Annotated in this window: 20 protein-coding genes and 1 pseudogene; 12 read left to right on the top strand and 9 right to left on the bottom strand. The window is 35.6% G+C overall.

Annotated elements, in window-relative coordinates:
- Positions 1-31: 31 nt before the first annotated feature.
- Genes EV197_RS15775 through EV197_RS15765 form a run of 3 tightly spaced genes read right to left on the bottom strand, consistent with a single transcriptional unit; the run spans position 32 to position 2,048 of the window.
- A complete protein-coding gene (locus tag EV197_RS15775; protein WP_130287768.1) occupies positions 32-592 on the bottom strand; it encodes an RsmD family RNA methyltransferase in 561 nt (186 codons plus the stop codon).
- 9 nt (positions 593-601) lie between these two features.
- On the bottom strand, positions 602-1,420 hold the full coding sequence (locus EV197_RS15770; RefSeq protein WP_130287767.1) for a DUF3822 family protein: 819 nt from the start codon (positions 1,418-1,420) through the stop codon (positions 602-604).
- Entirely contained in the window at positions 1,401-2,048 is a 648-nt protein-coding gene (locus EV197_RS15765; RefSeq protein ID WP_130287766.1) for a hypothetical protein, read from the bottom strand. The genes EV197_RS15770 and EV197_RS15765 overlap by 20 nt, the downstream gene beginning before the upstream one ends.
- Positions 2,049-2,221: 173 nt before the next feature.
- Here EV197_RS15765 and EV197_RS15760 point away from each other — a divergent pair, with 173 nt between their 5' ends.
- From EV197_RS15760 to EV197_RS15745, 5 genes and pseudogenes are all read left to right on the top strand, one after another.
- Positions 2,222-3,649 (top strand): ATP-dependent DNA helicase, encoded by a 1,428-nt coding sequence (locus EV197_RS15760; protein ID WP_130287765.1) that lies wholly within the window; start codon positions 2,222-2,224, stop codon positions 3,647-3,649.
- An 11-nt stretch (positions 3,650-3,660) separates the two neighbouring features.
- On the top strand, positions 3,661-4,236 hold the full coding sequence (locus EV197_RS15755; RefSeq protein WP_130287764.1) for a DUF4126 domain-containing protein: 576 nt from the start codon (positions 3,661-3,663) through the stop codon (positions 4,234-4,236).
- Between the two features lie 67 nt (positions 4,237-4,303).
- A pseudogene (gene kdsB, locus EV197_RS17265) lies at positions 4,304-5,008 on the top strand (3-deoxy-manno-octulosonate cytidylyltransferase); the annotation flags it as partial.
- Between the two features lie 81 nt (positions 5,009-5,089).
- Entirely contained in the window at positions 5,090-6,151 is a 1,062-nt protein-coding gene (locus tag EV197_RS17260; protein WP_242610757.1) for an iron-containing alcohol dehydrogenase family protein, read from the top strand.
- A gap of 20 nt (positions 6,152-6,171) precedes the next feature.
- Complete coding sequence (locus EV197_RS15745) at positions 6,172-6,732, top strand: 1-acyl-sn-glycerol-3-phosphate acyltransferase (RefSeq protein WP_130287763.1); 561 nt, start codon at positions 6,172-6,174, stop codon at positions 6,730-6,732.
- Positions 6,733-6,805: 73 nt separating this feature from the next.
- Here EV197_RS15745 and EV197_RS15740 read toward each other — a convergent pair whose 3' ends face one another.
- The 5 genes from EV197_RS15740 to EV197_RS15720 form a co-directional block, all read right to left on the bottom strand.
- Positions 6,806-7,537, bottom strand: coding sequence for a YebC/PmpR family DNA-binding transcriptional regulator (locus tag EV197_RS15740; protein ID WP_130287762.1), 732 nt, complete (start codon positions 7,535-7,537; stop codon positions 6,806-6,808).
- Between the two features lie 206 nt (positions 7,538-7,743).
- Entirely contained in the window at positions 7,744-8,031 is a 288-nt protein-coding gene (locus EV197_RS15735) for a 4a-hydroxytetrahydrobiopterin dehydratase (RefSeq protein ID WP_130287761.1), read from the bottom strand.
- Between the two features lie 12 nt (positions 8,032-8,043).
- Complete coding sequence (locus tag EV197_RS15730) at positions 8,044-9,006, bottom strand: septum formation inhibitor Maf (protein WP_130287760.1); 963 nt, start codon at positions 9,004-9,006, stop codon at positions 8,044-8,046.
- A 106-nt stretch (positions 9,007-9,112) separates the two neighbouring features.
- Positions 9,113-9,700 (bottom strand): Maf-like protein, encoded by a 588-nt coding sequence (locus EV197_RS15725; protein ID WP_130287759.1) that lies wholly within the window; start codon positions 9,698-9,700, stop codon positions 9,113-9,115.
- A gap of 2 nt (positions 9,701-9,702) precedes the next feature.
- Positions 9,703-10,587 carry a UbiA family prenyltransferase gene (locus EV197_RS15720; RefSeq protein WP_130287758.1) on the bottom strand — a complete coding sequence of 295 codons (885 nt, stop codon included), beginning with the start codon at positions 10,585-10,587 and terminating at the stop codon, positions 9,703-9,705.
- A 232-nt stretch (positions 10,588-10,819) separates the two neighbouring features.
- On the opposite strand from EV197_RS15720, the gene EV197_RS15715 reads away from it, so the two are divergent.
- The 3 genes from EV197_RS15715 (at position 10,820) to EV197_RS15705 (ending at position 14,693) form a co-directional block, all read left to right on the top strand.
- Complete coding sequence (locus EV197_RS15715) at positions 10,820-12,217, top strand: sensor histidine kinase (RefSeq protein WP_130287757.1); 1,398 nt, start codon at positions 10,820-10,822, stop codon at positions 12,215-12,217.
- A gap of 2 nt (positions 12,218-12,219) precedes the next feature.
- On the top strand, positions 12,220-12,912 hold the full coding sequence (locus tag EV197_RS15710) for a response regulator transcription factor (RefSeq protein WP_130287756.1): 693 nt from the start codon (positions 12,220-12,222) through the stop codon (positions 12,910-12,912).
- A gap of 71 nt (positions 12,913-12,983) precedes the next feature.
- Complete coding sequence (locus EV197_RS15705) at positions 12,984-14,693, top strand: M1 family aminopeptidase (protein ID WP_130287755.1); 1,710 nt, start codon at positions 12,984-12,986, stop codon at positions 14,691-14,693.
- Here the strand turns inward: EV197_RS15705 and rlmH are convergent, their stop codons facing one another.
- Positions 14,694-15,167 (bottom strand): 23S rRNA (pseudouridine(1915)-N(3))-methyltransferase RlmH, encoded by a 474-nt coding sequence (gene rlmH / locus EV197_RS15700; RefSeq protein WP_130287754.1) that lies wholly within the window; start codon positions 15,165-15,167, stop codon positions 14,694-14,696.
- A 74-nt stretch (positions 15,168-15,241) separates the two neighbouring features.
- Between rlmH and nadC the strand changes: the two genes are divergently transcribed.
- The 4 genes from nadC (at position 15,242) to EV197_RS15680 (ending at position 18,331) form a co-directional block, all read left to right on the top strand.
- Complete coding sequence (gene nadC, locus EV197_RS15695) at positions 15,242-16,099, top strand: carboxylating nicotinate-nucleotide diphosphorylase (RefSeq protein ID WP_130287753.1); 858 nt, start codon at positions 15,242-15,244, stop codon at positions 16,097-16,099.
- On the top strand, positions 16,100-17,017 hold the full coding sequence (locus tag EV197_RS15690) for a YihY/virulence factor BrkB family protein (RefSeq protein ID WP_130287752.1): 918 nt from the start codon (positions 16,100-16,102) through the stop codon (positions 17,015-17,017).
- Between the two features lie 38 nt (positions 17,018-17,055).
- Positions 17,056-17,616: a chalcone isomerase family protein gene (locus EV197_RS15685; RefSeq protein WP_130287751.1), complete on the top strand. Its 561-nt coding sequence runs from the start codon at positions 17,056-17,058 to the stop codon at positions 17,614-17,616.
- 148 nt (positions 17,617-17,764) lie between these two features.
- On the top strand, positions 17,765-18,331 hold the full coding sequence (locus EV197_RS15680) for a chalcone isomerase family protein (protein WP_341273031.1): 567 nt from the start codon (positions 17,765-17,767) through the stop codon (positions 18,329-18,331).
- Positions 18,332-18,461: the final 130 nt, after the last annotated feature.

The raw sequence follows: 18,461 nt of genomic DNA, 5'->3' as shown, positions 1-18,461 counted from the left end.
GTTTTTATAGCGTTCGCTAACCATACCACTGTTATTCTTCGGTTTCATTAACCGTGTTATGATTGAAAAAACTGAACACAGAGCTTCCGTATTTACGGGAATGTGCATAGTTGATCCCAGCTTCGAGTGAAGTGTGCTTAGCGTGTTCAATAATTAATACACCATCGTCACTTAAAAGTTTATGTTCAAAAACCAAGGTTGCAATTCTTAAAAATTCTGCTTCACTAAAGTCATAAGGGGGGTCGGCAAAAATGATATCATACTTACCCGCTGCTTTTTCTAAATAGCTGTAGACATCACTTTTTATAGTTTCAATCGGTGCCTCTAGTTCTTTAGCTGTATTTTTAACAAAGCCCACACATCCATAATGTGCATCTACTGCAGTGATAGTTGTTGTGCCTCTTGAGGCAAACTCCAAACTGATACTACCAATACCACAAAATAGATCTAATACGGTTACCTCACTAAAGTAATATTGATTATTCAGGATATTGAAAAGCGCTTCTTTCGCCATATCTGTAGTAGGTCTAACGGGTAGCTTATTAGGCGCTTGTATTCTTTTTCCTTTATGTTTTCCGGATATAATACGCATGGTTTAGTTTTAACTGAGTAAGGTAAAGTATTTATGTTGCACAAAGTCAGATGCTGGCGCAAGTATAGTGGGTGCAGGGAGTAACCCGCCTAAGCTTACGTTACGGATATACGTATAGGCAATGGCATAATAGGGATCATCTTTTTCTATATTCCCAAGCAGTGTTAGCGTAAATTCTTCTGGATTAAACTGCAATTGTTCTGCTGTAAACAGTAGATAGTAAATAAAATCTTCTGTGGTTTCACAAGTAAAGCTATTCGCCAAGAGTAATTTATTTCGCTCCATTGCCACGAGATCAACACTCTTTTCGTGTAGATTGGCATAAATGGTTTTCTCAACTGTATTTTTGTGATACGACCCGATATGCTTTAAAAACACAGATTGTGCATGGTGGTAGGTAAAAGATCCAAAGCGTTCAAAAAAGAAGTTATTGATATTCGTATAAGGTACATACACGCAATTGACCTCCATTTGCTCTAAAGTATCTACAGCGACAAAGTCAGTTTCGAGCAGTTTTATGCTGTATTGCAAATAATCCTTGGCTTGGGTTTCATCAAATAGTGGGCTTGGAACTAAAGTATACAATTCATTTTGGTGTATTACTTCTACAGCTTCAAAATCAAAAGCTAAATCTGGATTTTGATCTAATTCCTTCTCCACCTTTTCCAGTAATTGGTCTGGTGATAATTGGATACCAAAGTTGTCGTGGTGATAGGCAACTATTTCACCATCTTTATTTTGGGTACAAAAAGAAAGTCCACTCAGGCTTACCTGAATGGACAATTTATGTAAGATTTTTGGTGCTGTATTATTGGTCGTTAGAACCATAAGATTTTGGCCAGTTACCTGATGTATTTACTTCTGTCATAGAGCCTACAGATAAATATTCTCCGTTTACTCCATCTACAGAAACTACTTCTTTCTCTTGAGCTAGGAGATCTTTATCCTGATCGAATAGTAATACGTCTTTAGAAACTCTAGCTTCAAAAACCGCGATACGTAAATCATTCTTTAAAATAAACCCAGCATTCATTTCAAATTTCTTGTCTACGCCTTTAACTGGGATCTCCATCATATTCTTGTAGCGGTCTGTACCTTTAAATAAGGAATCTTTTACCGAAGCGTATCCAAGGGTGTCGATAACCACTGTATCCTTTGGTTCGTCAATTTTTAAGATCTTATTGTAAGACATAAAACTTGAATCTCTTCTCTGGGTTAGCGTAAATTTTGCGGTATCAAGAAAGGCGATTAATTTTTGAGGATCTTTTTCAAAAGAACCTGTAACGGTACGGTGAGCCAATTGTGCCTGTCTGATATCTTTAAGGCTTTCGATTGCTTTAGCGTATCTAGCTTTTTTTACTTTATTAAATCGTACAGGGCCCATTACAGAATTAAATACAAGGTACCCTAAAAAAATGATAACAACCCAAAGAACTAATTGAACAACGATTCTCATTTTATATTTTAGCTTTTTTACATTAGTGTATACGCAAATCTACAATTTTTTTTGAATCGTAAAAGTTTATCACTAAAAAAGTGGCCTCTTAGATTCAATTAAAACGATAATGACTGGTAAAAAGAGTATAGAACCCTTATTTTTGAGGCACTATTATTAAAATGTTAAAGTCTATGAAGGAAACGGAATTTTATCAATTACTCAAAAAAGAATTTCCGTTTGAACCTACACTAAAGCAGGATTTGGTACTGCAGAAGTTATCTCATTTTTTATTATCGGATACTAAAGATACACTTTTTTTACTCAAAGGATATGCAGGTACAGGTAAAACAACCTTGATCGGTACCTTGGTGAACAACCTGAGGAAGGTGCAGTTGAAATCTATTTTATTAGCACCTACCGGTAGGGCTGCCAAAGTAATTAGTAGTTATGCTGGTCGGCACGCACAAACCATACATAAGAATATTTATTACCCTAAGAAGGATAAATCAGGTGGAGTAGCGTTTCAACTCAAGCAAAATAAAAATCGTAACACAATATTTATCGTTGATGAAGCTTCAATGATACCAGATGCACCAACAGAAAGCAAACTCTTTGAAAATGGGTCATTGTTAGATGATTTAATGATGTATGTCTATTCTGGTTATAACTGCAAATTATTATTTATCGGAGATACGGCACAGTTACCTCCGGTAAAACTAGAAGTTAGTCCGGCCTTAGACGCGGATAAGCTTGCATTAGGTTTTAATAAAACCGTAGATGAAATAGAGTTGGATGAAGTAGTGCGCCAGGCAGAAGATAGTGGTATATTGATGAATGCCACAGAATTAAGAGAGCTGTTAAATGATCAAATATATGATGATTTCAAATTCAATATTAGCTCTTTTACTGATGTTGTCCGTTTGGTGGATGGACACGAAATTATGGACGCAATTAACGACGCCTACCATACACAGGGTCACGAAGAGTCTGTTATTATATTGCGATCTAATAAGCGCGCCAATATTTATAATCAGCAAATACGATCTCGAATTCTTTTTCAAGAAGAAGAATTGTCTGCCGGTGACCATTTGATGGTCGTAAAGAATAATTATTTTTGGTTGGATAATAAGAGTGAAGCTGGCTTTATCGCCAATGGAGACATTATAAAGGTATTAGAGATCTTTGCAGTCAAAGAATTGTATGGTTTTAAATTTGCAGAAGTAAAAGTAGTCATGGTCGATTACCCAGATCAAAAACCTTTTGAAACGGTATTGCTTTTAGACACACTGACTTCGGAGACGCCTTCTTTAAGTTATGAAGAATCCAATAAGTTATATCAAGAGGTACAAAAGGATTATGCCTCCGAACGCTCAAATTATAAAAAGTTTTTAGGGGTAAAGAACAATAAATTCTTTAATGCGCTACAAGTAAAGTTTTCGTATGCCATAACCTGTCATAAATCTCAGGGGGGGCAATGGGATACCGTTTTTGTAGAACAGCCGTATTTACCAGATGGTATTTCTAGAGATTACCTACGATGGCTATACACAGCAATCACCAGAGCACGAAAGAAATTATACCTGATCGGGTTTAAAAATGATTTTTTTGTAGAAAACTAGTATATTTAACTATGCAAGAAATTGTTATTAGTATTTGTCTAGGTATAGGATTAGCTGCTTCTGCTGGATTTAGGGTGTTCTTACCATTACTAGCATTGAGTATAGCTGGCTATTACGATATCTTACCGTTAAATGATAGTTGGCAGTGGATTGGCTCCTCTTTAGCCATTTGGATATTTGCTATTGCCACACTTGTAGAGATATTAGCCTATTACATTCCTTGGTTTGATAATGCCTTGGATACGATTGCTATTCCTTTAGCCACTATTGCAGGAACCGCAATTATGGTATCTACGGTAACTGAATTGAATCCGGTGATCACCTGGGGCTTGGCAATTATTGCCGGTGGAGGAACAGCAGCAACTGTGAAAAGTGCCATGGGAGCTACCCGACTTTCTTCTACCGCAACTACTGGAGGTATTGCCAACAATTTAGTAGCTACAGCTGAAACAGGCATTGCAACTACCTTGTCATTAGTTTCGGTATTCTTGCCTTTACTAGCACTTTGCTTAGTTATCGTTTTATTTTTGGTACTAAGAAAAATTTATCGAAAACTGTTTAGCAGATCAATTAAAAAATCATCATAAAAAGCCTATTTTGCGGCACTAAAAATTGTAATACATCTTGAGTAGAAAAAAGCTTAGAACTATAGCCATGATTCCGGCACGATATGCCGCCTCTCGTTTTCCTGGTAAATTAATGCAGAACCTGGGCGGAAAATCGGTCATTGTAAGAACCTATGAAGCAGCCACTAATACAGGTTTGTTTGATGAAACATTTGTCGTAACCGATAGTGAGATCATCTATGATGAAATTGTAGCTCAAGGAGGTAAAGCCATAATGAGTGTTAAAGAACATTCTTGTGGCAGCGATCGAATTGCCGAGGCTGTGGAGCATATGGATATAGACATAGTGGTCAATGTACAGGGGGATGAACCGTTTACAGAGAAAGAAAGTCTCGAAAAAGTATTAGCAGTTTTTGAAGAAGAAGATGCGGATAGGATTGATTTGGCCAGTTTAATGACACCAATGAGTGATTGGGATGAGATTGTGAATCCTAATAGTGTTAAAGTTATTGTAGACAAGGATAATTATGCACTCTATTTTTCGCGCTCTCCCATACCTTTTCCTAGGGATAAAGAAATAAATCACGTATATTATAAGCATAAAGGAATTTATGCGTTTAGAAAACAAGCTATTTTAGATTTTTATCATTTACCGATGCGATCGTTAGAGGCCTCAGAAAAAATTGAGTGTATCCGATACTTGGAGTATGGTAAGAATATTAAAATGGTGGAAACGCACCACGAAGGTGTAGAAATCGATACCCCAGAAGATTTAGAAAAAGCAATTCGTTTAATTAACAAAGAAAATCTTTTGATACAAGAAGGAGCAGTTATCGAAACCAAAAAAACTACTACACAGCATAAGAATTTTCCTATGGTACCTAGAGTAGTATTTGGTGCAGGATCATTTGATCAAATCGATGAAATTATTGGAGGGCAGCGCAAAGAAACCGCACCATTTATCTATTTAATAGATAGTGTTTTTAAGACACAAAAGCAGCTTATTGAGGATCGATTGCCACTACAGCAGCAGGATACGGTAGTTTATGTGTCCACGGAAGAAGAGCCCAAAACAGCACAAGTAGATGCTATTGTAGCTCAAATAAAAAAGGAATATAAATTTGCACCCAGTGGAGTTATTGGTATTGGAGGTGGTTCAGTTTTGGACTTAGCTAAGGCTGTAGCGATTATGTTAAAAAATCCAGGCAGTGCTTCGGATTATCAAGGCTGGGATTTAGTGCCCAATAAAGCCTTGTACCACGTAGGTATTCCAACAATTTCTGGAACAGGGGCCGAAGTGTCAAGAACTACAGTATTGACCGGACCGGAACGCAAATTAGGAATCAATTCAGACTATACACCCTTTGACCAGGTGATATTGGATCCTCAACTCATCAAAGATGTACCTAAGGATCAGTGGTTTTATACGGGTATGGATTGTTATATTCATTGTATAGAGTCTTTAAATGGAACGTATTTAAACGCCTTTAGTCAAAGTTATGGTGAAAAGGCCTTGGATCTATGCAAAGAGATTTTCTTATCGGATACCTTACCAAAAGAAGAAGCTGATGCTAAATTGATGATGGCTTCGTGGCACGGAGGTATGAGTATTGCGTACAGTCAGGTTGGCGTAGCCCATGCGATGAGTTATGGATTAGCTTATGTTTTGGGTACTAAACACGGTATTGGAAACTGTATTGTTTTTGATAAGTTAGGGAAGTATTATCCTGAAGGCGTGCGTTTGTTTAAGGAAATGAAGGCCAAACACAACATTGAGCTGCCACAAGGATTATGTGCAAACCTAACCGATGAACAATTGAACACTATGATATCCGTAGCATTAAGTTTAGAACCGCTATGGGAAAATGCATTGGGTAAACAGTGGAGAGATAAGGTTAATGAGCAGGTGTTAAGAGAGTTATATTTGTCTCTTTAAACTAAAAAAAATATGATGTAATGAAATGGCTTTCCTCATTTATATTTCACAAGATTTTAGGGTGGAAGATTATAGGTCATTTTGATCCAGCAACCACCAAAAAGTGCGTAGTAATTGTAGTGCCTCATACCAGTTGGCACGATTTTACTATTGGGATTTTAATACGGCAGATTATTGATTTAAAAATAAGTTTTTTAGGAAAAAAGGAGCTTTTTAAATGGCCTTTTGGTTGGTATTTTAAAAAGGTAGGAGGAATCCCGTTGGATAGAACCCCTGGACAAAATAAAGTCGACGCTATTGCACAATTATTTGAGGATAAAGAGGTGCTACGTTTGGCACTTGCTCCTGAAGGGACTAGAAAAAAAGTTACAGAGTGGAAAACAGGATTTTATCATATTGCTAAGGCGGCACAAGTACCTATAGTGATGGTAGCCTTTGATTTTGGTAACAAATGTTGTAAAATCTCGGATCCATTTTATCCAACGGATGATCAAGAAGCTGATATGAAGTTTATGTATGCCTATTACAAAGGAGTGAAAGGTAAAGTACCAGCAAATAGTTTTGATCCTGATTTAGAATAAGAATTGACAATAAAAACAAAAACACCCGAGAGTCTTATTTTCGGGTGTTTTTGTTTATACTATTTTATGATTGTTATTCCTCTTCGTCCGAAGAACTTTCTTCCATGGTGTGATATACGTTTTGTACATCATCATCTTCTTCAATTTTTTCTAGTAACTTTTCAACATCGGCAGCTTCCTCTGGGGTTAATTTTTTGGTTACTTGTGGGATACGCTCAAATCCTGAAGAAAGTATTTCGATATTGCGCTCTTCTAATTCTTTTTGGATCGCACCAAAACTTTCAAAGGGCGCATATATTAATATACCATCATCATCAAGGAACACTTCTTCGGCACCAAAGTCAATAAACTCCAATTCTAGTTCTTCGGGATCGATACCTTCAGCATTGATCCTAAAATTGCATGTATGATCAAACATAAATTCTACAGAACCAGAGGTACCCAGGTTACCATCACATTTATTAAAATAAGAACGGATGTTTGCCACTGTTCGATTATTGTTATCCGTAGCGGTTTCTACTAAGATCGCTATACCGTGGGGTGCATAACCTTCAAAAAGAACTTCTTTATAATCACCCAGTGATTTATCGGAAGCTCTTTTTATAGCTCTTTCAATATTATCCTTCGGCATATTAACTGCCTTAGCATTTTGGATAACAGCTCTCAGTTTAGAATTAGAATCGGGATCTGGTCCTCCTTCTTTAACCGCCATAACGATATCTTTACCAATTCTGGTAAATGCTTTGGCCATCGCAGACCAACGTTTCATTTTTCTTGCTTTTCTAAATTCAAAAGCTCTTCCCATAATATAAAGCTTGATTTTTAATAAGTACAAACATAAAGAGAAACCCAATGAAGAACAAATGTTTTGTGCTTGGGTATAAAACTTCTCACTGCGTTAGGGATAGTAGTGAAAATCCCGGAGCAGCCTAAGGCTGTGATCGGCATTGTAGCGTATAGCCCGGCCAGGATCTCGATAATTATCGAGATCCTGGCAACGCCATAACTGTTTTAATCTCCTTCTATAATGTTATCAATGATGGCTGCCAATGCAAGATCCTTTTCTGTTACTCCATCAGCATCGTGTGTGGATAGCGTGATGTGTAATTTATTGTACACATTGGTCCAATCTGGGTGATGCTGTGCTGCCTCGGCTTCAAAAGCAATTCGACTCATTACGGAAAAGGCATCTTTAAAATCATTGAATTCAAAAGAGGTGTGTATGGCATTGTTTTCATAATGCCAACCACTATGATCTTTTAATTTATTTTGTATTTCGTCTTCCGATAATTTTTTCATCTGAGTTTTATTTTATTGTAGTTCTAATTCGTTTCGTAAATATTCGTCTTTGTTACTATTTTTTGTCCAATACGGACTTTTAATGCGTTTAAGCTTCGTTGCAGTAGAGGTCAAGGTTGTAGCATTATTACCAAAACCGCTAATGATAGTTTCTGTCCAACCCTCTATGGTGTGTGGAAATTGAGTGCTATAGGATATGGCTAGTGTTCTTTTTAATTCTGGATAATCTAAGGTGTATATGCTTACACTGTCTTTTCGGGTTATGGTAGCCGTTGCCTCATATGCTTTAATTTGTTTGTGTTTTAATCTAGTATAGGCCAGTGAAGGGATCACTTGTAGTGTGCCTTCTGGTAAACTATTTGGGGCTATTCTTATTTTGGTCCAAAGTTCATTTTCTAAAACGTTGGTATCCAGACTAAATTTTTGATCTGCCTCTCCCTCAAAGTAAGAATGCGAAGTAACTTCAAATTGATCTCTAGTATTGAGTTGGGCATAAACCTGCCCGCACCATTCCTGAATACTGCTAGACACTTTTATGGCGTGCTGATTGTTTTGTATGGGATAAAAGGTGCTTTGCATGATACTGTAAGGATAAATTCCGGTATTGAAGTTTTTTGTGGCATTGAGCTTCAAAACAGGTATCGTATTGCCAGATCTTTGGTTTGCTTTAACCTGTACTTTGGGTAAAAAATCTTCGGTAACAAAGATCAGCACTGCTTTACCTTCTCTAATTTCGCCATATCGTGCTTGTCTTAAATCATAGGAGGTGATTTCTGCTGCACCGCTATACCAATACTTCTTAAATGCCGATGTAGGTTGATATGTTTTTGCTTGTGAAGGGGATTCTTTAGTCTTTTCTACAACACTTACCTCTTGTGAATCCGTATTAGTATTTGATGTTGTATTAGAAGGGTTGCAACCTATGATGCTATTGATCAGAAAAATAGTCAAGACAACCGATGTAATTTGTTTCATAGCATAAAAAGTTTTTAGTAAAACAAGTGCCTTTGTTACTCCTGATGATATAGGTTGAGAACAAGGTACCTAATTTTCTTAGCTTTATAAACAAAGTACAATAAAGCTAGGAAGAAACCATAGCTCTTAACGTTTCATAAACAAGATGTGTTGGTAATCCTACCACGTTAAAATAACTACCTTTAATTTCGGTGATTCCGATGAGTCCTATCCACTCCTGAATTCCGTAGGCGCCAGCTTTATCCATAGGATGATAATTATTTACATAATAGTCAATTTCATCTTCACTGAGATTCTTAAAGGTTACATCGGTAGTATAATTAACAATCTTTTGGTCATTATGTGTGGTAAAGCACACAGAGGTAATTACCTGATGGGTATGACCAGATAACCGTTGGATCATCTCTTTTGCTTCTCGGTGCGATCCCGGTTTATTCATTGCTTTTTTCTGGAACCATACAATAGTATCACTGGTAATTACAATTTGGTTGGGTTGTATGTCCGAAAAAACCTCACTTTTTAATTTGGCCAGGTAATCCGTGATCGCTGCACCGTTTAAATGCTCAGGAAAAACTTCATCTACTTTTCGAACATCTACAGTAACTGGTATACCAAGGTCTCTAAAAAACTGTTGTCTCCTTGGAGATCCTGAGGCAAGAATAATTTCATAATCCGCAAAAAAATCCCTTGTCATAATTAAAGTATAATGAATTGAAAAAATAGGATGTTTAGCAAAGTGGTTAAAATGATCATTTTTACCAAAGCAGCCATAAAACGAAATGCTTTCACCTTCTCCGCATTAAAGCATTTAATGATCAGATAAATTAATGGAGCGACAACCGTAGCTAATACTAAAATAACCGCTGTACTATTGGCAAACAAATAGCTGTAGATGTAGTAAACAGCAGCCCCAATAGCAATAAGTGCGATAAGGGCAATGATCTTAAGACTTCTATCTTTACCAAGAGTGATGGGTATGGTTCTCATACCAAGATTATGGTCTCTGTCCAGGTGAACACAATCTTTACTAATTTCGTGAGCTAGAATCAGTAGAAAACCAAAAATAGCATAGTCTAAAATAATCGAAAAGGATACCATAATAGTTTGCTGGGTAGCAGGAATAATCATAGGAACCAATTCAAAAACACCTATACCTAAAACACCTAGCGCCCCTAAAAAGGCAATTGTGATATTTTTGACTACTATAATTTCCTTTAGATACACTGCGTACATATAAAATAGTACCGAAGCGATAATAAAGAAGGCAACAAACCCTGGTTTTTCTGCCAAATTGGATAGGTAAAAACCTAAGACAACCCCCAAGCTATTAAAAAGCAAAAACAAGCGAAAAGCTACCTTTTCGGAGATTTTAAATGGAGTGAGTTCTTTGTTATAGATCCTAATGATTAAAGTACCACTTGCCAATAACAGAACGGATGCTACAACCAACATGCTGAATCCAAGTCCATTATAAGCATAGGGTACTTGAAAAGGTACTAACATCCCGTATTTTATTACAAATTGAGCCAGGACCAATAGTAATAGGTTATCAATTCTGATTAATTTTAAAAAGGATATCATATAGGAAACTTATTTGCCGAACAAATGTACACATTAAATCAGTAAATTTTTGTATTAACATAAACCCGTGTAGGTGCCCAATTATGGTTTTAAAGCTAACAATCTAGGTTAATGAACGGTTAACGGTAAGTAATAAGTAGGGTTACAAGGCTTTTGTTCCTATTTTTGGTATATCAAAAAACGAACAGTTGTGTAATTATGACTAAGGTACTTGCCGCATTATGTAATAGGTATGAAAACAAATAGAATTAAATATTTAATCAGTATTTCCATCGTTTCCTTTATTGCATTATGTCTTATACAGGGGTATTTACTATACAATACCTATCAATTAAAGAAGCAGGTATTTGTCGATGATCTAAAAAGCAGCATAGATGCACTCAATGATGTTCCTGAAATACAACAGCTGAATGAAGCTTGGTACTTAAGCATCATCCAAAATCTTGCAACTTATAAAAATACTGTAAATACTAAAAAAGAAGTCGTCCAAGCCATAAAAACAAAAACAGATAGTATTAATGCACAATTCATAACTCTATTACAAGAAGTATTTGAAGAATCAGAAATTACCCACCGGATTAGTTATAAAAAAGAAATTCAGGATATTATTTTATATGATAATGAACTCCCTGTAGATACAGTCTATAGTGGTGCAAAAACAAATACTAATCTTTATCTGGGAAGCAATCAATCAAATAAAGAAAAAGTGTTGCTGAGTACCGGAAAATGGTTTTCCAAATATGACAAAAATGATGCAAAGGCATTGGGAATTGATGGAAGCCTTGATGTGGAAATAATAACTGGGGATTATGTGAGCCTTACGAATTGGGAAAAGGAAGTGCTACTTCAAATGATAGGCATATTTGCAATATCCATAGTATTATTGGTGTTTGTAGTGGGATTATTTTACATTTCTTTTAGCACCTTACTCCGCCAGAAGAAGATCGCAACAATGCGCAATGATTTTATCAATAATATTACGCACGAGTTGAAAACGCCGCTTGCTACGTTAAAAGTGGCCTCAAAAAGTTTGCATAACAAAGAGGTTCTTCATCATCAAGAAGCCCTAGAAAATACAATTGCAATTATCGATAGACAAAGCAATCGCTTGCATCGTATTGTAGACCAGGTATTACAAAAGACAATTGGTGCTGAAGAGCTAGAACTAAATTATGAAGAAGTAAGTCTTGTTCCTTTTATAACAACGATTATTGAAGATTTTAGCTTACTAAATGAAGCGAATAGTGTTACCATTGAATGGGTTGCCGAAGAACGAGAAATGAAGGTAAGCTTTGATGCTTTTTTGATGACCACAGTGTTGCTCAATATCCTAGAAAACGCGGTGAAATACGGAAAAGATGTGGTTAGAATTTCGGTGAATGTAATTGAAGATAAGCAAAACTATCACATATCGATTACAGATAATGGGCTTGGAATTTCACCAAAGGAACAAGAACGTATATTTGATAAGTTTTATCGCGTTCAAACAGGGAATATTCACCAGGTAAAAGGCCTGGGGCTCGGTTTATATTATGCCTGGCAAGTAATCAAAGCACATCAGGGCGAACTAGGAGTAACTAGTACATTAACAGAAGGAACAACATTTACCATCACTTTACCAAAACGATAATTATGAAGCATCAAGTTTTATTAGCAGAAGATGATTTTGATTTCGGAAGTATTTTAAAACAATATTTAGCGTTACATAATTTCGCAGTTACTTGGGCAAAGGATGGTGAGGAGGCATTTCAGCTATTTGCTGAAAACAGCTACACCATTTGTGTGTTGGATGTTATGATGCCCAAGATGGATGGCTTTACTCTTGCGGAAAAAATTATCGAACTTAACCCAGAGGTTCCCTTTATCTTTTTAACCGCAAAGAAGCTAAAAGAAGATAAAATAAGAGGGTTAAAACTTGGTGCGGATGATTATATCGTAAAACCATTTGAAGCGGATGTTTTAGTCCTCAAATTGCAAAATATAATCAAAAGAGCTACACAAACCACGCTCATCCACAACGAAGTGGATAAGTTGGCTATTGGATCGTTTGAGTTTGATATAAAAAACCAAGTATTACAGCGAGATGATGAAGTACAACGATTAACTGAAAAAGAAACAGCACTTATCCAATATTTGCTATCCTACAAAAATACAATGATACGTAGAGAAGTTTTGTTACAGCAGCTGTGGGGTAGCGATGATTTCTTTTCAGGTAGAAGTATGGATGTCTTTATCAGCAGGCTTCGTAAATATTTTAAGGCAGATCCAAAAATAAGTATCCAGAGCGTCAGAGGAGTCGGATTGACTTTTGCTATAGCAGAATGACGATTTCAATAAACGGATTTCTGAGCTACTCTTTTAGTTAAAACAATCATCAATCATTAAATCAATACATTATGAAATCAATCAAAACTATTTTAGTCGCTATCCTTTGTTGCTTAATGTTATATAATTGTCAAACAAATGATACCGATACACCTTTACAAAAGAATCAACTGATTTATTCGGTCCGCCCTATGGAAAGGGACGGTAAGCCTTTGTTGCACATCACTATGCGATTAAAAGCAGGTGACTCGGGCATTACACGAATGAATTATCAAAATAATGCCTGGGGAGAAGAAAGTCTCTTTGATGTACTACAAGATATGAAGGTGTTGACAAAAGATGCTGAAATAACGGTGCAACCCGATAGCAGTTATATTGAAATTAAACACCAACCGGGCTTGGAGGAACTAGAATTCTCTTATGCAGTAAAGCAGGACACCGAAGGTGAAATTAGCAATGCAGGGCGTTATAGGCCGATAATTAATAAAAAGTACTTTCACGTGTTTGCCCACAATTTGTTTATGGTGCCTGAGCGAATAGAGGATAAAGATACCTTATCGGTAACCATACAATGGTTAGATTTTCCTAATGATTTTGTGATTCACAATAGTTTTGGAACTGGACAGCGAGAGCAGCACCTAGAAAACCTGGCTATAGAGAAATTTCATATGGCAATTTTTGTAGGAGGTGATTTTAGAATTTATACAAAGAAAATTAAGGATAATGAGTTGGTTTTAGCGACCAGAGGAGCGTGGGTGCTTTTTGAAGATCAAAAGGTAATGGATGTATTAAAAAACACTGTGGAAGCGCAACGTAATTTTTGGGCGGATCACTCGCAACCCTATTTTACGGTCACTATGCTCCCTTTTCCGATGGAGCAAGGTAGTAGTTTTGGAGGTACTGGTTTAACGAATTCCTTTGCCACAACGGTTTCTAATAATACAGAAACTTCCATAGACCAACTAGCATATTTATTTAACCATGAGCTGATGCATAATTGGATTGGGGCTGCTATCAAAAATGAAAAAGAGGAAGCACAATATTGGTTTAGCGAAGGATTTACCGAATATCTTACCTATAAAAATATTGCTAAAAACTCCATTATGCAGAAGGATGAACGCTATTTTATAGATGAAATGAACACCCTTTTTAAGAACTTATATACTTCACCCGTTGCGGAGCAGCCAAATAGCGAGATTACTTACGAAAATTTTTGGTCAAATAAGGGATATGAAAAATTACCATATTACAGAGGAGCTGTGTTTGCTTTTCTATTGGACCTGAAAATTAAAAAGGAATCTGATAATGTATATAGTCTTAGTAATGTAATGAAAGATCTTTTAGCGGAAGCACGACAAGGGAAAAAGCTTAATGCTAGTTTGTTTATTACTACAGCCAATAAATACCTCAATGAGGATATGACTTCTTTTTTTACCAAGCACATTGAGGAAGGGCAGTTACCTAATTTAGCAAAAATGTTTACTGATTTTAACCTGCAATACAATACTGAAGCAAAAATTTATGATAAAGGGTTTGCGTATGAACGCGATACCAAAATTGTAACCAATATAAAAGAGAACTCACCCGTTAAGAAGGCAGGATTACAGCTTGGAGATCGCTTAAAAAGCTGGAATATGTTTACTGATGATTTAAGTAAACAATCAGAACTTACCATAGTCAGGGATGAAGAAGAGCATGTGATTGCTTATTATCCAGTTAGAGTGGAAAAAATACCACAACTGATCATAAATGAATATAATCTGCAACAGATTAAATTATAATTATCTGTGATGATAAGGTTCATTACGTAATATGGTAAAACCGCGATATAATTGTTCTACAAAAAACAGTCTGATCATTTGATGCGAAAACGTCATCAGGGATAAGGAAACTTTGGAGTTCGCCCTTTGGTATAGTTCATCACTAAAGCCATAGGGCCCTCCAATGATAAAAACCAATTGTTTAATACCACTATTCATATGTTTTTGTAGCAGATCAGCGAATTTTTCGGACGTAAATTGTTTACCTCGTTCATCCAATAACACTACGCCATCACTATGGGTAATTTTTGACAAAATTAATTTACCTTCTTTATCCTTTTGCTCAGCCTCTGATAGATTTTTGGTTTTTTTCAGATCAGGAATGACCTCTAAGTCAAATTTTATATAGTGAGCGAGCCGCTTGGTATATTGGTCGATGAGTAATTGTAAAGAGTTATCATCAGTTTTACCTATAGCTAAGAGTTTTATGTGCATAGCGCTTTTCTTTCTTGATCTTTCATATTTATTTAGATCATCTTTTTTTACTTTAGCAAAAATAACTATTCAATATGATAAGCAAAGCTCAGTTTGACCAAGAAATTGAAATGATCATCAAAAATGCGATAAGAGAGGATGTCGGTGATGGCGATCATAGCTCCTTAGCTTGTATACCAGAATCAGCCATCGGTAAAGCAAAGTTATTAGTTAAAGATGAAGGTATACTGGCTGGTGTTGAATTTGCAAAGAAAGTATTTGAATATGTTGATCCCACAATGCAAATGGAGATACTATTGGAGGATGGAACAGAAGTAACTCATGGCGATATCGCTTTTTATGTTTCGGGTAAATCCCAGTCTATACTAAAAGCAGAACGTTTGGTGCTTAATGCAATGCAACGCATGAGTGCTATCGCTACTAAAACAAAACATTTTGTAAACCTCTTAGAGGGTACAACCACTAAAGTGTTAGATACCCGGAAAACAACACCAGGTATCCGAGCGCTTGAAAAATGGGCGGTAAAGATAGGCGGTGGAGAAAATCATCGTTTTGCGCTATATGATATGATTATGCTTAAAGATAACCATATCGATTTTGCCGGAGGCATTACCAAAGCTATCGAAAAGACAACAGCTTATTTGAAAGAGAATGAACGCGATCTTAAGATTATTGTCGAAGCTAGAGATCTGGAGGAGATCCAAGAGATTCTAAAATCTGAGGGCGTATATCGCATCCTTATTGATAACTTTACTTATGAGGATACCAGAAAAGCCGTGGAGATGATTGGAAATAAGTGTTTAACAGAATCTAGTGGAGGTATAAATGAAAACACCATTCGAAAATATGCAGAGTGCGGTGTAGATTATATCAGCAGTGGGGCCTTAACACATTCTGTGTACAATCTAGACCTTAGTTTAAAAGCGGTGTAGATGGCTACAAACTTAGAAGAAAAATTAAATAAGATACCTGTAATTAAGTCAGTAGTAAAAATACTAAAGAAAGTAATTTTACCTGGTCTTGATGGCTTATCATTATACGACTTGCTAGAAATTTACTTCCTGGGAATCGTAAAAGGTACATTCTCAGCCAGAGCAAGTGCGATCTCTTGGAGCTTCTTTTTGTCGCTTTTTCCTTTTTTATTATTTCTTCTAAACTTGATTCCATACGTCCCTATAGAAGATTTTGATCTTAAATTTTATGAATTTATAAATGATGCTTTGCCCGATCAATCCAAAGCCTTTTTTGAAAGTGTATTCTCTGATATTGCTTCAAAGAAAAGAGGTACATTATTATCAACCGTATTCATTCTTTCTATTCTCTTAATGGCTAATGGTGTCAATGCTGTTTTTTCTGGATTTGAGTATTCGTATCACGTAACATTAAACCGAAACTTTTTTAGACAATATATTGTAGCCTTAGGAGTATCCTTAATTGTGGCATCTTTGTTGTTAATTACAGTTATAGGAACCTTATACTTTTCGTATTTGATAGATCGATTAAAAACCTATGGTTTGGTCAATGATGGTGTTTGGTGGTTAAACATAGGTCGATATGCTTTGTTTGTATTGATGATATTCAATATTGTAGCAACTTTGTTCTTTTTTGGTACGTCGGAAGGTAGGCAAAGTAAGTTTTTTTCACCGGGCGCGATAATGACTACCTTATTAATTATTGTCACTACCTATTTGTTTGGATTGTATATCGACAATTTTTCAAATTATAATGAATTATATGGGTCAATAGGAGCGATGTTAATTTTAATGCTATATATTTGGCTCAATGCAAATTTGTTACTTTTAGGGTTCGAACTTAATGCATCTTTAAATAAATTAAGAAAATTTTATTAATATAATTATCTATAAATATTTAAATTAAATCTTAAACTATGAAAAAACTCATTTTTTTAATTGCAATTACCATTGGAGTATCAACTCAAGCACAGGTACAAGTAGGGGACGCAGTACTCCCTAAAAAAGTAACTTTTAATGGAGAAGAATTGACAATTAATGGGGCAGGAATTAGAGAGAAATTCTTTTTTGATATTTATGCTGGTGGACTTTATCTTAAAAAGAAAAGCAAAAATGGAAATGAGATAGCAAGCCTAGATGAGACTATGGCTATTAAATTACACATCCTTTCAGGTATGATGTCAAGAAGTAAAATGGAAGGGGCACTGAGAGATGGGTTTGATAAATCAACAAATGGTAATACTAAAGCTATAGATAAGCGAATTAACAAATTTGTTGGATTCATCAATAATGAAATCGAAGTAGGTCAAATTTATGATATCGTATACGAAAAAGGAAAAGGAAGTGTAATCTATAAAGATGGCGAAGAAAAAGGATATGTCGAAGGATTAGACTTTAAAGAAGCATTGTTCAAAATTTGGTTAGGAGACAAGCCAGCTGATAAAAGCTTAAAAAGTGAAATGCTAAGCGCTTTTTAGGATAAAAGGCATTCTTTTTAGGATGAAATACCAAATTTTAACATTTTTATGACTCATTTACTATGCCTGCATAGTAAAAAGAATTATATTTGCGTCGAATTTTAAGATTGAAAATAATAAAATCATCCTATTAATAAATCCTTATCACATGATGAAAAAAATTACTTTATTCCTATTTTTAGTTGCAACCGTAGCATCACAGGCACAGATTCGTGTGGGCAGTAAAGCCATTCTGCCTTATGAGCAAAGTTACGGAGAGGCAGAACTTAAATTGAACGGTGCTGGTTTAAGAGAAATGCTATGGATTGATCTATATGCAGGTGGACTTTATTTACAAAATCAAACCAAGGATCCTAAAGAAGTTTTAGAAGCTGATGAAACGATGTCAATTAAATTAAATATTGTTTCTGGTTTCGTTACACAAAGTAAAATGATCAAAGCTGTAAAAGATGGTTTTGAAAAAGCAACTTTTGGTAATACTGCACCGCTACAAGATAGAATAAATAAATTTATTTCATTTTTCTCAGAGCCTATTGTAAGAAACGATATTTTTGATTTAGTATATATTAAAGATAAAGGTGTTGTGGCCTATAAAAATGAGAAAGAGTTAGGTGTAATCGAAGGTCTCGATTTTAAATATGCATTATTTAAAATCTGGTTGGGAGATGAACCTGCAAGTGAATCGTTAAAAGAAGGAATGTTAGGAATTCAGTAATTTCTATATCCAAAATATAGTAAAGCCATCCTAAAAGGGGTGGCTTTTTTTATGGTCTTTAGCGGTGAAATAAGTAATTTAACCCACTAAAAAAACGTTAAACCATTATCATATTTGTTGAATAATAATA

This window comes from Aquimarina brevivitae, assembly GCF_004216895.1.
GTDB classification, from domain to species: Bacteria; Bacteroidota; Bacteroidia; order Flavobacteriales; family Flavobacteriaceae; genus Aquimarina; species Aquimarina brevivitae.
The sequence above is the reverse complement of the archived record's forward strand: the minus strand, read 5'-3'. Positions and strand labels throughout refer to the sequence as shown.

What these genes read in the sequence shown, in the direction of transcription:
- EV197_RS15680 (WP_341273031.1), top strand. Translation starts at nt 17,765, where the DNA reads ATGATGAAAAAAATTACTTTATTCCTATTTTTAGTTGCAACCGTAGCA.
- EV197_RS15755 (WP_130287764.1), top strand. Translation starts at nt 3,661, where the DNA reads ATGCAAGAAATTGTTATTAGTATTTGTCTAGGTATAGGATTAGCTGCT.
- EV197_RS15765 (WP_130287766.1), bottom strand. Translation starts at nt 2,048, where the DNA reads ATGAGAATCGTTGTTCAATTAGTTCTTTGGGTTGTTATCATTTTTTTA.
- EV197_RS15705 (WP_130287755.1), top strand. Translation starts at nt 12,984, where the DNA reads ATGAAATCAATCAAAACTATTTTAGTCGCTATCCTTTGTTGCTTAATG.
- nadC (WP_130287753.1), top strand. Translation starts at nt 15,242, where the DNA reads ATGATAAGCAAAGCTCAGTTTGACCAAGAAATTGAAATGATCATCAAA.
- rlmH (WP_130287754.1), bottom strand. Translation starts at nt 15,167, where the DNA reads ATGCACATAAAACTCTTAGCTATAGGTAAAACTGATGATAACTCTTTA.
- EV197_RS17260 (WP_242610757.1), top strand. Translation starts at nt 5,090, where the DNA reads ATGGTACCTAGAGTAGTATTTGGTGCAGGATCATTTGATCAAATCGAT.
- EV197_RS15685 (WP_130287751.1), top strand. Translation starts at nt 17,056, where the DNA reads ATGAAAAAACTCATTTTTTTAATTGCAATTACCATTGGAGTATCAACT.
- EV197_RS15715 (WP_130287757.1), top strand. Translation starts at nt 10,820, where the DNA reads ATGAAAACAAATAGAATTAAATATTTAATCAGTATTTCCATCGTTTCC.
- EV197_RS15760 (WP_130287765.1), top strand. Translation starts at nt 2,222, where the DNA reads ATGAAGGAAACGGAATTTTATCAATTACTCAAAAAAGAATTTCCGTTT.
- EV197_RS15745 (WP_130287763.1), top strand. Translation starts at nt 6,172, where the DNA reads ATGAAATGGCTTTCCTCATTTATATTTCACAAGATTTTAGGGTGGAAG.
- EV197_RS15775 (WP_130287768.1), bottom strand. Translation starts at nt 592, where the DNA reads ATGCGTATTATATCCGGAAAACATAAAGGAAAAAGAATACAAGCGCCT.
- EV197_RS15690 (WP_130287752.1), top strand. Translation starts at nt 16,100, where the DNA reads ATGGCTACAAACTTAGAAGAAAAATTAAATAAGATACCTGTAATTAAG.
- EV197_RS15740 (WP_130287762.1), bottom strand. Translation starts at nt 7,537, where the DNA reads ATGGGAAGAGCTTTTGAATTTAGAAAAGCAAGAAAAATGAAACGTTGG.
- EV197_RS15770 (WP_130287767.1), bottom strand. Translation starts at nt 1,420, where the DNA reads ATGGTTCTAACGACCAATAATACAGCACCAAAAATCTTACATAAATTG.
- EV197_RS15710 (WP_130287756.1), top strand. Translation starts at nt 12,220, where the DNA reads ATGAAGCATCAAGTTTTATTAGCAGAAGATGATTTTGATTTCGGAAGT.
- EV197_RS15725 (WP_130287759.1), bottom strand. Translation starts at nt 9,700, where the DNA reads ATGACAAGGGATTTTTTTGCGGATTATGAAATTATTCTTGCCTCAGGA.
- EV197_RS15720 (WP_130287758.1), bottom strand. Translation starts at nt 10,587, where the DNA reads ATGATATCCTTTTTAAAATTAATCAGAATTGATAACCTATTACTATTG.
- EV197_RS15735 (WP_130287761.1), bottom strand. Translation starts at nt 8,031, where the DNA reads ATGAAAAAATTATCGGAAGACGAAATACAAAATAAATTAAAAGATCAT.
- EV197_RS15730 (WP_130287760.1), bottom strand. Translation starts at nt 9,006, where the DNA reads ATGAAACAAATTACATCGGTTGTCTTGACTATTTTTCTGATCAATAGC.